Below are 14079 nucleotides of genomic sequence, written 5' to 3'. Positions count from 1 at the left end.
AAAAGAAAAACTGGTTGCAATGATAAAGCGTATCGCAACCAGTTTTTAAAATTTCAAGACCTATACGGCATCAGACAAGCTCGTAAAGGTAAAGTCCCTGATTTTCATGTAGGGAATCAAGTTGCCGTTGATGCGGACCTGTTGTCCCAAAGCTTCCAGGTTGTTCAGCATAATGACCGGACTCTCATTAAAGCGGAAGTTCTTCACTGGATGTTTTATCTGTCCGTTTTCGATATAAAAGGTTCCGTCCCTAGTAAGACCGGTATACAATAAAGTCTGGGGATCTACCGTACGGATGTACCACAAACGGGTCACCAAAATCCCTTTCTTGGTTCCCTTTATCAAGTCCTCCAAGGAGGCATCACCGCCTCCCATGATAATATTGTTGGGAAATGGCACAGGCTCCACACCTTGTTCCTGCGCCCAGAAACGATCATAGGCCAAATTTTTGACCACCCCGTTTTCAATCCAGACCGTTTTCTTCAAAGCCTGACCGTCACCGCTCCATGTACTAGTGGGAACGTCCGGATGTAAGGGATCTGACCAAAGGTTGACCCTTTCGTCCACGATTTTTTCCCCCATTTTGGTACCACCACCTTCCTTGGACATAAAACTCCTGCCTTCATCTGCTGTACGGGCGTTAAACGAATAGGCCATATTTCCAATTAGATTTTCAGCTGCGGCAGGTTCTAAAATAACCGTATATTTTCCGGGCTCTATGGCCTTTGCCTCTTTGGACATGACCGCCTTGTCAATAGCTACCTTGGAGGCCTCGGATGCGTTGAATTTTCTTATATCGTTGAAATCCCTGGACACCCAACCGGAACCTGTACCGTCATTGGTTCGCATGGTCACCGTAAAATCTACGTTGGAGGATTTATTGTATGCGAAAAGGCCCTTGGAATTCATCATTGCACTAAAGCCATAGGAGTCGTCCAAAAACCCAGCTGCGGTAACATCCTTTGCGGCCGCGGGCTCGATACTGTCATTGGCTACGGATGCTCTGTACTCTGGCGTTATGTTCGCGGTCGCTTCCACAAAATTAACGGCCCGGTCATAGCTTTGCTGTTCCAAAGGCTCCACAAATTCTGGATTCTCCGGTGAAAGCTTGGCCAGTTCCTCTGCTCTTTTCACCACCTTTTCCAAGGAGGCATCATCAAACTCGTCAATGGTGGCAGTACCGGATTTCTTCCCAAAACTGGATTGTACCACCAAGGACTGGTTGGACCTGTGGCCTGCCGTAGAAACTGTATTCCGGGCGTACCGTATGTTACCGCTCTCCTCGCCACTTAAATTTATTTCACATGTATCGGCCGTGGAAAAGCTTAATGCCTTTTCCATAATTTTTCTGGCCTCTTCTTCTGTATATATTGCCATTTCTAAAAATTTGTATTGCGTAACCTTTAAATGGTACGACCCGTGTTAATTACATTGATATCATTGAATCTGGTGGTAGAACTACCGTGGGATACGGCGCTCACTTGGGACGGCTGCCCCTTTCCATCAAAGAAGGACCCGAACATGCGGTAATCCCCCTCATCACAAATCTTAGCACAGGAATTCCAAAATTCCTGGGTATTGGATTGGTAGGCCACATCGTTCAGCATACCTACAATTTCCCCGTTTTTGATTTCATAGAACACGGTTCCTCCAAACTGGAAGTTGTACCGTTGCTGATCAATGGAATACGAACCGCGTCCGGCAATATAGATTCCTTTTTCCACATCCTTGATCATATCCTTAATGGAATACTTTTCGGTTCCCGGTTCCAAGGATACGTTTGGCATGCGCTGAAATTGGACATCGTTCCAGCTTTGGGCATAGCAACATCCGTGGGACTCATTTTGGTCAATGATGTTCACTTGATCACGAATGGCCTGATAGTTCACCAGGGTACCGTTACGGACCAAATCCCATTTTTTGGTCTTCACGCCTTCGTCGTCATACCCAACAGCACCTAGACTACCTACCTGGGTCTTGTCCGCCACCAAGTTTACGATCTTGCTTCCGTAATTGAAATCGCCCGATTTCCATTTGTCCAAGGTAGCAAAACTGGTACCTGCATAATTGGCCTCATAGCCCAATACACGGTCCAGTTCCAATGGGTGGCCAACCGACTCATGAATGGTGAGCCCCAAATGGTTGGGCTCTAGCACCAAGTCGTATTTACCGGGATCCACGGATTTTGCCGCAAGCATTTCCTTGGCCTGGTTGGCCGCTTGGATGGCATCTTCCACAATATCATAACTCTTTCGGTAGAGGGTGATTCCGGCAGGACCTTCCAACTTTTCCGAAGCAAGTCCGTCCATATATTCGTAGCCCATTCCCATGGGCGCACTCATCGCCTGGCGGGTCTTGAACTTGCCCGCCGCCCGATCTACGGCCGTTACGCTAAAAGTGGGCCAAATCCTATGTACATCCTGATCTATATAAGAACCATCCGTAGAGGCAAAATATTTTTGTTCGTTGACCATGAACAAGGCCGAATTCACAAAGTTGGCCCCGTTTTCCATGGCGGCGGCATTGGCACTCAATAAGAGGTCTACTTTTTCAGAAACGGGTACTTCCTTAAAATCCTTGGTCAAAGGGGTCTTCCAAGAAACCTCTCCATGCGCCTGTACCGGAGCCAGCTTAACGGGCTCCTTCTGGATTTTGGAGTTGGCCTTGGCAATGGCAACCGCCTGTTGGGTCGCCTTTTTTATACCGTCTTCAGTAACATTATTGGTGGAGGCAAAGCCCCAAGTCCCGTTGGCAATTACTCTTATGCCAATTCCAAAAGATTCCGTGTTCACCACGTTCTGCACCTTGTCCTCCCTTGTAAATACGTATTGATTCAAGTACCGACCTATGCGGGCATCGGTATAGGTAGCACCCAAGGATTTGGCGGTATTCAGGGCCACATCGGCCATTTTCTTTTTTAGGACGACGTCCATACCCGGTTCCAGGAGGGCTTCTGTTTCAATCACATTGCCCATCATACTGGCGGGCACCAATAAAGAGGCCGCGCCCATGCCGGACAATTGTACAAAATTTCTTCGTTTCATTGTTTCGTCTGTTCGAGTTAATTTTTTACTTAGTCAGTATCCCCTAGGCCCATATTTTAATGGTTTGCCCATTTTGACCCTATTTTTAGGAGTAGCTCCTAAAATAGGGAATTATACTTGTAACATCCTTGGGTATTTGGATTTTATTAAGAAGATTTTATGATATTCACATTTTTTAAAGGCACCAAATAGAAACCCTGAAACCATGGATGTCGTTTTCCGAGGTTACTATTGTGCCCTATGAAAACATTGCAAATAGTGGTATTGAACAAGAAGCGCAGAACAAAAGGGTGCTTTTTTTGTTTTTTAGTTGGTATATGTAAAATTAGAAATTATATTTGCAGCCGCATTCCCCATAGCTATGGGGGCGAAAAGGTACCTTAGCTCAGTTGGTAGAGCAACGGACTGAAAATCCGTGTGTCCCTGGTTCGATTCCTGGAGGTACCACAACAAAACCCCTTTTTTAAGGGGTTTTTTGTTATTCGTATACCACATTCGTATACCACATTTTCCGTCAAAGCTATATTTACATAATTGGGCATTATGCTACTCTATTCAGGTATTCATAATACAATTATGTAAAATAGCCCCTTAAAACTCCCGCTTTTATAGCACTTCATAGTATTAGTTTCGGTAAGATTTGGGTAAAAGCGTGTTTTCCCCTACGTTCCGACAAATGACGGTACTTGTTTCCGGCATTTGGTGGAATGAAACAACCAAGCAACGCTTGGGCGTTAGTTTTTCAAAATCAAGCTGCGTGCAACGCAAAATAAAGGCGTAGCCTAGGCGAAGCGTTGAGGCCGACACGGGCACAATGGCAAGCTACGCATTGCCGTGAACGTGCCACAAGCTAAATCTTTGGCGGTGTAATTGTAAGATAGCACCGTTTTGGTGCTTTCTGAATGCCTGGATAAACTTTTGCCAATTAAAGGCAAGTGTTTTAAGGCATCAATTACAATGACAAAGACATTTAGTGAAGTAGGCCGAAGCACAAGCGGCGAAGCCCCATGAAGCAACGGTTTAATTGCCATAGGCATTTAAAGAAAGTTGCGGGTGAACGTAGCAGTATGGAAGCGAAGATTTTTACAGACTTGTAAAAACGAGCATAGAGGGGCGTAGTGAACACCTTATTACCGTCCACCGTTCGACATAATGTCGGCCAATAAAAAAGGTTCACCATAATGATGAACCCCTATCTATACCCGTTTATCTTAATGATGAACCCTACCTAAATGCAATAGGTTCCATTTTCGCCATTTTCCTTGATTCTTGGTACAGGCCATGGACTTTTTCTAAAAAATTGATTAGAGCCCAGTTTAACGATGCGAGGTTGCTAATTTCGGACCCGTTACAATCAAAAGTTTCTACAGTTTGGCGAAGGTTACATATATGGCCCTCCATTATATCTTTTTTGAATGTCTCTAAATCTGCAGTAAAGAATAAGCTTTGTACAAGTGGGTACATTTTGTCATCAAAACTGCTCATTTCCTTTTTGTCTTCATTTTGGTGTTTTCTTAATGGATTCATCTTTTTTATAAATTATGGTTCTACTTACTCTAAATATAACTAAATCAATTACATACCCCCCCCTCTAAAAATTCTCCCCGAGTAAAATCTTTACTAAGGGGCGATGTTGAGGTACTGAAAACGCTAGTGATTTGACCCCATATACCCCTAGCATTATGAATTGAATTTGTGCGAATTATTAATATACCCATTGGCCAAAGAACAAAGAAAGTTGAATAAAATTTCAGGATTGCGTGGCATCTCTTTTATTTCAACCAAACAATTATAGTCTGCAATAAATTTTTGATACTGAGGTATTGCGTTTTGATACTTCTTTAACCACCCATTAAATCTATTTGGATAATTCAATTTTAAAAAATCAAAAGCGGGAACGCTCTCTCTTTTTATTATTTCTTTATTAGATTCTTTATTATGATACTGGTTTTTCGGTATATCAGATACCGATTTTTCGGTAGTCCTATATTGGTTTTTCGGTATTGTGGACTTGATACGCCTTTTTCCGTTTAAAATGGTACGTTCAATCAGTTCCAAGTTTTCTAATTCCCTCAACCTATCTTGAATTGTGTTTATTGATTTGCCCATTAATTCCGCCAAGTGTTCATCTTTTGCAAAACACCCCCTTTCATCATTATCATACCAAACTATTGTTGCCAATAACATCTTTAGGCCATCATTGATATTTAAACGATATACTGAGGGTGAAATCCATAAACCAACATCTTTTTTTGTACCTTGCATACGGTTATTTCTTAATGGCCATCAAAGTTTTGAACGACTTTAGAAACGCTCTCCGGGGCGTTTTTTTTGTGCCAGTTGTGGCCGTCTATCAATTGTGTTAATTCCTTTCTAGACCTTGGATAATATCCGTAGAAAGCATCAATTATTAATTCCTTTGTTTGCTCGATAAATTGGAAAAGTAGGAGGTCTTTACTTTTGGTACCGTCAGGGTGCTTTTCGTATAAATCACCATAATAGGCATTTCTAAATCTAGTTGGGAAAAGTCCGGTTTCATCCCTTGCATAAGGTTCTGTTTGAAGATACAATATTGCCCCCCTAGTTTGTGTATTGCAATCCTTAAAAGGTTCTAGCACAATGCCCACCGTTAAACGGTTTTCGACATTAGGTCGAATACCAAAAGGATGAATTGTATTTTTCAATGTGAAGCGGTCAAAATCTCCAATTTTCATTTTGGCCGGGTTTGAAAATGTATTGCGGTCTTTGTGTGAGTAGTATTTACAATCGTAAACATATCGAGTAAAAAGAAAGTCCTTAACTATTGTTCCCATGGCCTAAGAATTGGATTTTAACAATAGTTCTTTGATTTCGCTACGTAGGTAGTAGACCCTATTCGCTATCTTCTTAGGGTTTAAAATGCCCTTTTTGCCCCATTCCCACCGGGTGACGGAACTAATTTTTAAAACATCTTCTAACTCTTTCGCAGTCAAATATTCCTCAGGTTCCCTGGGTGTGAAGTTCTTTTTTAAATCTTCGATTCGTTCATCCAAAATGGATGCAAATGAAGCTGTTAATTGCTCTGTAGTAGTGTTGTGGACTTGTGTAATGTTTCCCATGATTGACAATGATTTTTAGATTCATTGCCAAAATTCCCGCATGAAAAACTCTATAAAAACTCCTTTAAACTCTAATTTTATGGAGCTTCTAATAAACTCATCAATTCAGATTCATATGGTTTTACTTTTTCCCTGTATTCATGCTCTGGAAAGTCCATTTTTGTATATCCGTTATTGTTGAGGTATGTTCCTCTAACGTAATCCATGTACGGACGTTGTTTAAATTTTTCTGGTAGTACTTTGTTCCTTTTCATAAAGTGAAAAAGTATTGTAAACTTTACGGTAGGAGCATCATAATGAAATCGATTTGCCAATTTTGCCAAAACCTTTTGCCATTCCGGAATTTCTTTAAATCTGGAATTACCACTAATTTCATTTTCAATTATACCGTTTCTAATAAATTCCAAAATGTTTAAGGTTGCAACGTTTTTAAGATATTCCATTGCCTTTATTTCGGCCAAATCATTCACATAGGGAGACGATAGACCGACAACCTCAAAACTCATTACAAAGGCATTAAATTTGTCATCATTTATGGCATAAGTTTCTTTGTCGAGTATATCTCTGTAAATTTCTAAAAAATCGGTTTGGTTAATAATTTCGGCGTGATACCTCTCTAGAAGTTCAATTTTTGCTCTGTTAGAAATATGCATATCGATTTTTATTTGGAGCTCATCCCTTTTTATTTGGGAAAACCCATCAATTTGCCAATTAAACCGATTTTTTACCTCAACAATTAACGCCTTTTGATTATTGGTAAGTTTCGATAACCAATACTTCAAAGGGTCTTGGTTTTGCATTTTCCAGTCCTTAAAATCCATAATCTAAGTTTTGAACGAACGAAATTATTTTGCAGCTTGTACGACTTGCAATTGTGCTTCTTTGGCCTTTTTCTTGGTTTCCTTTTGCCAAAATTCCTGTAGTACCATGGCATTATCTTTGGCGGTCTTACCAATATAGGCCAATAGCATTTTTTCTGTAGTGTGGCCCGTGGCAGACATGATTACGGGCGTGGGTAACTTGCCATAGTGATTAGTTGCAAAACTACGCCGAGCGGTGTGGGTGCTTACCATTTGCCATTTTGGATAGTTGCCCAGGACTTTGCGTTGAGGTGTTTTCTCCTTTTTGGATTTCCCTTTTTTCTTGTTCAAGAATATGGCCCCCTTTTGCAGTTCATCAATACCGGCCAATCTGCAGACCTCTTTAATCCAATCATTATACCGTTGATTTGATATTTTATGGGGCAATTTTCCATCATTGCGCTCAATGATACTCTCAACTTGCCAATGAACGGGCAACATGATTTTTTGTTTGGTCTTTTGGGCGGTGTACTCCAAAAATCCGTTGTTTATATTGGCCGAGGTGAAATTTAAAAGGTCGCTAACCCTTGCCCCTGTCCAAACTCCAATAATCAACCAATTACGGGCGTTATCCAAATACGGGGTACCGGATAGGTCAAGATTAAAAATTGTATCAATCTCCGTTTCGTTAAGCGTTACAAAGTAGGTCTTTTGGTTTGTGCTTCTAAATTCATCCTTTTCCCCGTCCGGGTGAATCCTTAACCCGTATTGTTTGGCACCCTTCAAAATGGTTTTTAGGCATTTAATGTATTTGCCTATAGTGTTGAGGTTCAAATTTTGTCCACGGTTCAAGAATTGTATAAAATCATTATGAAATTTTAAATTGACCTCATCAATTTTAAAACGTTTGGACTTGATTTTTTCAAATGCCAGTATTTTGTTAAGGGTTGTCCGATATTGTTTGATAGTGGCCTCTGAAACGCCCGTATTGCCATTTTTTTGAATCCTGTACGGCATACCGTCGATAAAATGATTTGCGTAGTCCGTGAGGTAAATAAAATCGATTTCGGCCGTGGTACGTCCAAAAAAGATATTCAATTCCTTTTCCAACCATTCGGCATCGATTTCAATTCCCTTGTAATTGGCGTTTCTAACTGATTCTAGCAGTTTATTTTTGAGTTGTGGCAATTTGCGCCTAAGAATATAGTAGTTCTTTTCCCCGGTCTTTGATTCTGCAATCGGGGCCTGTTTTTTGCCGTTCCAATGTTTGCCCAGGATTTTGAAACCAGTTGATTTAGAAAGCTGCTTTTTACGACCGTTTTTCAGGATAAAATTGATTGTATATTCCCGATTCGGGTCTTTCTCATTGATGTAGTAGGATAATGTGGCCATATTAAAAGTTTTGAACACTCAAATATAAACATTAAAGCAATTCGTATACCACATTCGTATACCACATTTTCCTAATTTGTACGAATTATTACTAACCTCAACTAATGATAAATTTTTATAAAAATGGCCTTAAACCCTTATTTTTATAGGACTTTGGCCCCATTTTATTTGAGTTGTCAACAATTGGTAATTAAGAGGGTTTGGTTTCTGGAGGTACCACAATATGCACAAACCCATCCACTTTAGTGAGATGGGTTTTTTTTATGGGAAAAACCAAAAGCGTTTACGCTTAACAGGTTTTGGAGATAAAAAAACAACAGCCGTTGAGGCTGTTGGGTTTGTGTATTGACTTTTGGGAACAAAGGAACAACGAGCAAAGCGAAGTTATCTACTGGAGAAGAACCTATTGCAATGAATAATTTTATTGTAATGAGCCTTATTTTGAATGAGAATTGTTTTAAATCATTTTGAAATATGACCATCCTAATCGATGGCGTATTTAAAATTATGAAACTGGATAGTTATAAACTGCCCGAAAAGGGTTGGGAGAGGGTAGAGCAATGATAAATGGTTAATAACTGAGTACAAGTATTTGATATTTAGCCACCTAATAGGTAGTACTTTTGATTCTAAAATAATAATTTCAAATGCGTACACTTAATTTAGATGAATTTAGCCAACAATTTAGCAGGTTAATTAATAGGATTGAAGTGGCGAATCCTGAAGATACAACAACACTTGTAGATCATTTGTTTTTCTTTATTCATGAACAATCCATATCAAAAAGGATTATAGAAAGAATTGAGTTTGAATTTAAACCTTTGAAGCTGTTAATTGATAACATCCATTTTGAAACAGAGTATAAACAAATTAAGGAAATCAAATCCCAATTAAAGAGTGATGAAATTCAAGGAGCTTTTTCATTGTTTCTTTTGAATAGATTATTTAATAGCAATGAAAAAAAGTACAATACCTATTACATCGAACTAGGTCATAGGTGGTACGATGGCGGTGGAGATTATTACGACTGGCAAAATAAATTCAATTTATATTTTTTGTCTCCACTTTTTAATATTGTTGAATGGTATTGTTACGAAAGTCATCCAAAAGAAGGTGGTGATTATTTTTCTTTGGATTCGAGAAACGAAGTAAGGGAAAAACTAAATCAAATATTACTTGAAGTCCAAAAGCAGGGCTTTGCCAGCCAGATAATTTTTGAAGAAATAGAGGAGTTGAGCGATACTCTAATTTTTCTGAATAAAAGAAGCTGGTTGCAATTAATGCAAGCAAAACTGACACCCAATGCTGCATCACTTGTACCTCCTGAAATAGCAAATGATTTAAGGAATACTTTATCTGAATTTGTAAATAATCTACCAAATAGTCCATTTACATAAATGACATGGCTTATATAACTTTTTTATTTGGAGCAGGGGCTAGTGCTGACAAACTACCTGTAGTACAAGCTATTCCTCATGTAATGGAAAAAACGATTGATTTTATTCAGCAGGAAAAATTCAAACTTTCCAATTCAGATAATTTTGAGAATAGACTGATACAAGGAGAACCTAAATCAAAACAATATTATTTAGAATTGTTAATTAGTGAATTGAAATGGCTAAAAAAAATGTCCATGACTCATGCCAGCATTGATACATATGCAAAAAAGCTTTCTATAACTGGGTCTTTTGGAGAGTTAAGACGACTTAAAATTGCAGCTTCAGCTTTTTTTGCTATAAACCAAGTTCGAACTGAGTGGTCCGAAAAAAGAATCGACCCAAGATATGATTCTTTTTTTGCTTCCATTATGGATAGTGAAATGGGTCTGCCAGAAAATTTAAATGTAGTTTCTTGGAATTATGATTTTCAGTTTGAAATGGCCTATATGGAGTATAGTAATCAATATAAGGATATTGATACTGCTGGGATGGGTTTGAATGTTAAATCGAAATTCATGGGAAAAAGAAGAACTGTTGGTTTTTCCATTATGAAACTAAATGGAAGTGCTTCGTTTCATAGTCCTGATGGACAAAGCAGGCACCATTTTGTAGATACTTTCGACTTAACTTTAAATGAAGATTTTTTAAATAAATTAGTTGAACAATACGCCATTTTTTCTACAAATACAGAGTTAATACCATCATTATCATTTGCATGGGAAAACGACACTCATTCACTTAATCCTATTGTGCAGTACTCTGCACGAGAACTTCGTCAAACCGAAATATTAGTAATTATTGGTTACTCATTTCCTTTTTTTAATAGAAATGTAGACAAACAGATTTTAGGAGGAATGCATCAATTAAAAAAGATATACTATCAGGATTTGAATGCTGACAAATTACAGTCAAGACTTAGTGCGATATTAAATGTTTCTCATATTGAAGTTGTACCATATAAGGAAGTTGGGCAATTTTTTATACCCTATGAGTTTTAATCATTTAAGTTACTTCGCTGAAATTTGACTCCATTTGCAATACGTATTGCGCCTTGATTTAAATTTTCTTTATTCAATTTTTCATATGTTGCGTTTTTGGTCTCAAAATTTTATCATAACCCCAATTAAAAGCGTTTTTCCAAAATATTCCCAACCCCAAACATCCCATCACTTTACTAAAGCTGAAAAATACAAATTTAATTCACTTACCAATAATCCCTACCCCCAACTACCACCATCCCCACATTAACCGTATCTTGTATGATTAAAAAAGTCTCTTATTTTGATACGTATCCATGAAGAAATGCCCATTGAAACGCTCAAAGCCTTTTTGGCCGAGCGTCAATGGTTACACCCCAATGAAAAAATTGACCGACTTTCCAAAGCCGGGGAGGGCAATATGAACGTGGTGCTAAAGGTGCACACCGATCAGCGTTCCTTTGTTATAAAGCAATCCCGGGAGTATGTACAGAAGTATCAGGACATTCCCGCCCCTATTGAACGGATTGCCGTGGAAAGTGCATTTTACAAAGCTGTTGCGCAAGAAGATCTAGAAAAACACTTGCCCAAAATCTTGGGTTTTGACAACGATGCCTACCTTTTATATATGGAAGATTTGGGCGATTGTAAGAACATGACCTTCGTATACCACCAACGGAATGTTGAGCAACATCAATTAAATACTTTGGTCGAAGTACTTTACAAAATACACTCCAGCAAGGCTCCAAAGAATTTTCCTTATAATATGGAAATGCGCCAACTCAACCACCAACACATTTTTGTGCTTCCTTTTATGGAGGACAACGGGTTTTCCTTGGATACCGTTCAAATAGGACTGCAAGATTTGGCCGCGCCCTATAAAACAAATACAGAATTAAAGTCGGTCATTTCCGAACTTGGAAAAAAATACCTCAGCCAAGGGGATACCTTGCTGCATGGCGATTATTATCCGGGCAGTTGGATGTCCAAAAACGAGGAAATCTATGTTCTAGATCCCGAATTCGGTTTTTTGGGTTTCCCCGAATTCGATTTGGGGGTCATGGCCGCCCACCTCATCATGGCCACGAACGATGCGACTTTCGTGGATAGTTTATCCAATACGTATCCCGGCAAACATGACAAAACATTGGTAGCACAAATAGCTGGTGTGGAGATTATGCGTCGGATCATCGGTCTAGCACAGCTTCCCATGGAGCGCAGTATAGAAGAAAAGGTATCACTTTTGGCCATGGCCCAAAAACTGATGCTGTCTAAATAGCAAAGAATATAAAACAATCAATACTTAGTTTTTGAGGTTCAAACATGGTTTTAAGATGTCAAAAAATCTATGCTGTATTTTAAAAAAATATGTTACTTCGAGTGGATTTTTCGATTGATAATGAGAAAAATTTTTATCGAGAAGCGGTATTTTTCCATCGTTTAGTTCTCGATACGATTTTTCGTGCCTCAAAATCACTACCAATGACATAATTGTTAACAAAAAAATTGCCGGATATTTAGATTGCATCTATACTCGTGGCTTTCCCTTCATTTTTTTCTTGATAAAAAAACGAAGCAAAAAAATCAAGTTGAAAATAGGCAATTGCTGCGCACCATTCACTATCGGGTTTACATGCGTTGTGCTAGCGCACCGCACTTCCAACCCTTCGTTCATTATTGCTGATTTTCAAAGGACAATACAAACTCTAATTTATAAGCATAGAACCAACAATGAAATCTACACACTCCGTTCAAAAAAAATGTCATTCATATTTCAACGAAATTTTTTCCAATGTCTCGAACTGTCGATACATTGAGTTTTTGACACATATTTGTAAATAAATCTAAATTGAATCCCAAGAAGAACATTCTCTTCTTTTGAGATGACTGTCGGATATTTGTTGACCCTAAAAAAGTATAAGCCTATGAAATATAATCATCCTAACATAAGTAAATGTATTGTTGCCCTTTCGTTGGTTCTAATGTTTTCATGTAAGCATAACGAGAAGGAAACCCCGCTTATACAGGCTCCAAAAAATGCGGCATACACCTCGGATACCCTACAACTCTCCAAAGAAGCCTATTACGATAGGGTCTTGGGTGCTTTGGTGGGGTCCGCCATTGGCGATGCCATGGGCGCAAGTACCGAAATGTGGCACCGGAAGGACATTCAGCTAAAATACGGCTACATTACCGGCCTAACCCCAGCGGAGCGGGTGCAGTCCCCGGAGGGCACTTGGGAAAATAACCTCCTCCAAGGTGCCACGACCGATGATACCCGCTGGAAATTTCTCATGACGGAATATGTTACGCAATCCGAAGGAAAGCCAAATGCAAGGTCCTTTTCAAAATTCATCAACGGCTATTACGGGCAACTTACCAAAAACCTTTCCGATGCCGGCCTGGCCACCCAAACAGACCTGCTCGACCAAAAAATGGAACAGATCGATTGGATCAAGGAATGGGCCCGGGTCTCACTGGCCTACCAAAATGGTATGGACGCATATACCCGTGCCCTAAACCGATTCTACGGTGGCGAAATGTCCTGCGCCGGACAGTTGTATGCGCCCATGTTCGGGTTGATCGCCAACAACACGGAGGATGCCTATGCCCTTGGGTACGAGCATTCCCTGTTCGATATTGGCTATGCCAAGGACATCACGGCCAGTGTATCGGCCATGACACATATGGCCCTGCGCACACATGATATGGATTCCATTTTGAATGTGGTTCCCTTTACCGATTTGGAGGGCTATCAGGACAGCAGATTGGTCGGCAGGATACCTTACAACATCTGGGTGGCTTCCACAAACCAAGTTAGGGGAATAAAAAAGATAACCGCTGAACGAGATTCCCTAACTGAATATATAATAGGTAACGTCGTCCCACCTCAAAATTATCCTGGGTCCGCCATTGACTGGGAACAACAGGAAATGTCCTATGCCTTCCTGGAAAAAGAGCAAAAAGCCATTCCCTTCCATTCCGGGGAAATTTGGCAAATCCTGATTACCGGCCTGGCCTTTGGCGAAGGCGATTTTTTAAAAACGATACAATACATAGTAAACTATGGCCGGGACAATGACACTGTTGCCGCCGTGGCGGGGATGGTTTTGGGGGCGAAAACCGGTTACCAAAACCTGCCAAAAGAAATCAAGGAAGAGGTCGTGAAGGTAAATCGGGATTATCTGGGCATCGATTTGGTAGCCATGGCCCGAAAGATCACACAGTTAAAATACCCTTAGAGACTGTTATGAAATATGTTGTTAGAATTGTTATGGCCTATTTTTGATGTAGAATTAGGCAAAATTTTTAAGCATAGCAGGGCTACG

At 39.8% G+C, this 14079-nt stretch carries 12 protein-coding genes and 1 tRNA gene; 5 read left to right on the top strand and 8 right to left on the bottom strand.

Going from position 1 to position 14079, the window contains the following annotated elements; translation table 11 throughout:
* Positions 1–60: 60 nt before the first annotated feature.
* Together FEK29_RS03940 and FEK29_RS03935 are read right to left on the bottom strand one after the other, a co-directional pair.
* Positions 61–1377, bottom strand: a complete 1317-nt coding sequence (locus FEK29_RS03940) for a TldD/PmbA family protein (protein ID WP_138257073.1) — start codon at positions 1375–1377, stop codon at positions 61–63.
* Positions 1378–1403: 26 nt separating this feature from the next.
* Positions 1404–3044 carry a TldD/PmbA family protein gene (locus FEK29_RS03935; RefSeq protein ID WP_138257072.1) on the bottom strand — a complete coding sequence of 547 codons (1641 nt, stop codon included), beginning with the start codon at positions 3042–3044 and terminating at the stop codon, positions 1404–1406.
* A 374-nt stretch (positions 3045–3418) separates the two neighbouring features.
* Between FEK29_RS03935 and FEK29_RS03930 the strand changes: the two genes are divergently transcribed.
* A tRNA-Phe gene (locus FEK29_RS03930) sits at positions 3419–3491 on the top strand.
* Between the two features lie 777 nt (positions 3492–4268).
* Here the strand turns inward: FEK29_RS03930 and FEK29_RS03925 are convergent.
* The 6 genes from FEK29_RS03925 to FEK29_RS03900 form a co-directional block, all read right to left on the bottom strand.
* Positions 4269–4571, bottom strand: coding sequence for a hypothetical protein (locus tag FEK29_RS03925; RefSeq protein ID WP_138257071.1), 303 nt, complete (start codon positions 4569–4571; stop codon positions 4269–4271).
* Positions 4572–4724: 153 nt separating this feature from the next.
* On the bottom strand, positions 4725–5309 hold the full coding sequence (locus tag FEK29_RS03920) for a helix-turn-helix domain-containing protein (RefSeq protein ID WP_138257070.1): 585 nt from the start codon (positions 5307–5309) through the stop codon (positions 4725–4727).
* 11 nt (positions 5310–5320) lie between these two features.
* Entirely contained in the window at positions 5321–5758 is a 438-nt protein-coding gene (locus FEK29_RS03915; protein ID WP_138257069.1) for a hypothetical protein, read from the bottom strand.
* 102 nt (positions 5759–5860) lie between these two features.
* Positions 5861–6142: a helix-turn-helix domain-containing protein gene (locus tag FEK29_RS03910; RefSeq protein ID WP_138257068.1), complete on the bottom strand. Its 282-nt coding sequence runs from the start codon at positions 6140–6142 to the stop codon at positions 5861–5863.
* A gap of 77 nt (positions 6143–6219) precedes the next feature.
* Entirely contained in the window at positions 6220–6963 is a 744-nt protein-coding gene (locus FEK29_RS03905) for a hypothetical protein (RefSeq protein ID WP_138257067.1), read from the bottom strand.
* Positions 6964–6987: 24 nt separating this feature from the next.
* Positions 6988–8334 (bottom strand): site-specific integrase, encoded by a 1347-nt coding sequence (locus FEK29_RS03900; RefSeq protein WP_138257066.1) that lies wholly within the window; start codon positions 8332–8334, stop codon positions 6988–6990.
* A 647-nt stretch (positions 8335–8981) separates the two neighbouring features.
* Between FEK29_RS03900 and FEK29_RS03895 the strand changes: the two genes are divergently transcribed.
* The 4 genes from FEK29_RS03895 to FEK29_RS03880 all read left to right on the top strand — a co-directional run bounded on the left by FEK29_RS03895 (position 8982) and on the right by FEK29_RS03880 (position 13992).
* A complete protein-coding gene (locus tag FEK29_RS03895) occupies positions 8982–9731 on the top strand; it encodes a hypothetical protein (RefSeq protein ID WP_138257065.1) in 750 nt (249 codons plus the stop codon).
* Positions 9732–9736: 5 nt separating this feature from the next.
* Positions 9737–10771 (top strand): hypothetical protein, encoded by a 1035-nt coding sequence (locus FEK29_RS03890; protein WP_138257064.1) that lies wholly within the window; start codon positions 9737–9739, stop codon positions 10769–10771.
* Between the two features lie 283 nt (positions 10772–11054).
* A complete protein-coding gene (locus FEK29_RS03885; protein ID WP_240042656.1) occupies positions 11055–12029 on the top strand; it encodes a phosphotransferase in 975 nt (324 codons plus the stop codon).
* A 646-nt stretch (positions 12030–12675) separates the two neighbouring features.
* Positions 12676–13992: an ADP-ribosylglycohydrolase family protein gene (locus FEK29_RS03880; protein WP_138257063.1), complete on the top strand. Its 1317-nt coding sequence runs from the start codon at positions 12676–12678 to the stop codon at positions 13990–13992.
* The last annotated feature ends 87 nt before the right edge of the window (positions 13993–14079 follow it).

The sequence above is a fragment of the Maribacter aurantiacus genome, from assembly GCF_005780245.1.
Lineage (GTDB): Bacteria > Bacteroidota > Bacteroidia > Flavobacteriales > Flavobacteriaceae > Maribacter > Maribacter flavus.
The sequence above is the reverse complement of the archived record's forward strand: the minus strand, read 5'-3'. Positions and strand labels throughout refer to the sequence as shown.

Excerpts from the sequence above, each read along its gene's own strand:
- FEK29_RS03890 (WP_138257064.1), top strand. The coding sequence starts at position 9,737 with ATGGCTTATATAACTTTTTTATTTGGAGCAGGGGCTAGTGCTGACAAA.
- FEK29_RS03920 (WP_138257070.1), bottom strand. The coding sequence starts at position 5,309 with ATGCAAGGTACAAAAAAAGATGTTGGTTTATGGATTTCACCCTCAGTA.
- FEK29_RS03910 (WP_138257068.1), bottom strand. The coding sequence starts at position 6,142 with ATGGGAAACATTACACAAGTCCACAACACTACTACAGAGCAATTAACA.
- FEK29_RS03915 (WP_138257069.1), bottom strand. The coding sequence starts at position 5,758 with ATGAAAATTGGAGATTTTGACCGCTTCACATTGAAAAATACAATTCAT.
- FEK29_RS03895 (WP_138257065.1), top strand. The coding sequence starts at position 8,982 with ATGCGTACACTTAATTTAGATGAATTTAGCCAACAATTTAGCAGGTTA.
- FEK29_RS03880 (WP_138257063.1), top strand. The coding sequence starts at position 12,676 with ATGAAATATAATCATCCTAACATAAGTAAATGTATTGTTGCCCTTTCG.
- FEK29_RS03925 (WP_138257071.1), bottom strand. The coding sequence starts at position 4,571 with ATGAATCCATTAAGAAAACACCAAAATGAAGACAAAAAGGAAATGAGC.
- FEK29_RS03935 (WP_138257072.1), bottom strand. The coding sequence starts at position 3,044 with ATGAAACGAAGAAATTTTGTACAATTGTCCGGCATGGGCGCGGCCTCT.
- FEK29_RS03940 (WP_138257073.1), bottom strand. The coding sequence starts at position 1,377 with ATGGCAATATATACAGAAGAAGAGGCCAGAAAAATTATGGAAAAGGCA.
- FEK29_RS03905 (WP_138257067.1), bottom strand. The coding sequence starts at position 6,963 with ATGGATTTTAAGGACTGGAAAATGCAAAACCAAGACCCTTTGAAGTAT.
- FEK29_RS03900 (WP_138257066.1), bottom strand. The coding sequence starts at position 8,334 with ATGGCCACATTATCCTACTACATCAATGAGAAAGACCCGAATCGGGAA.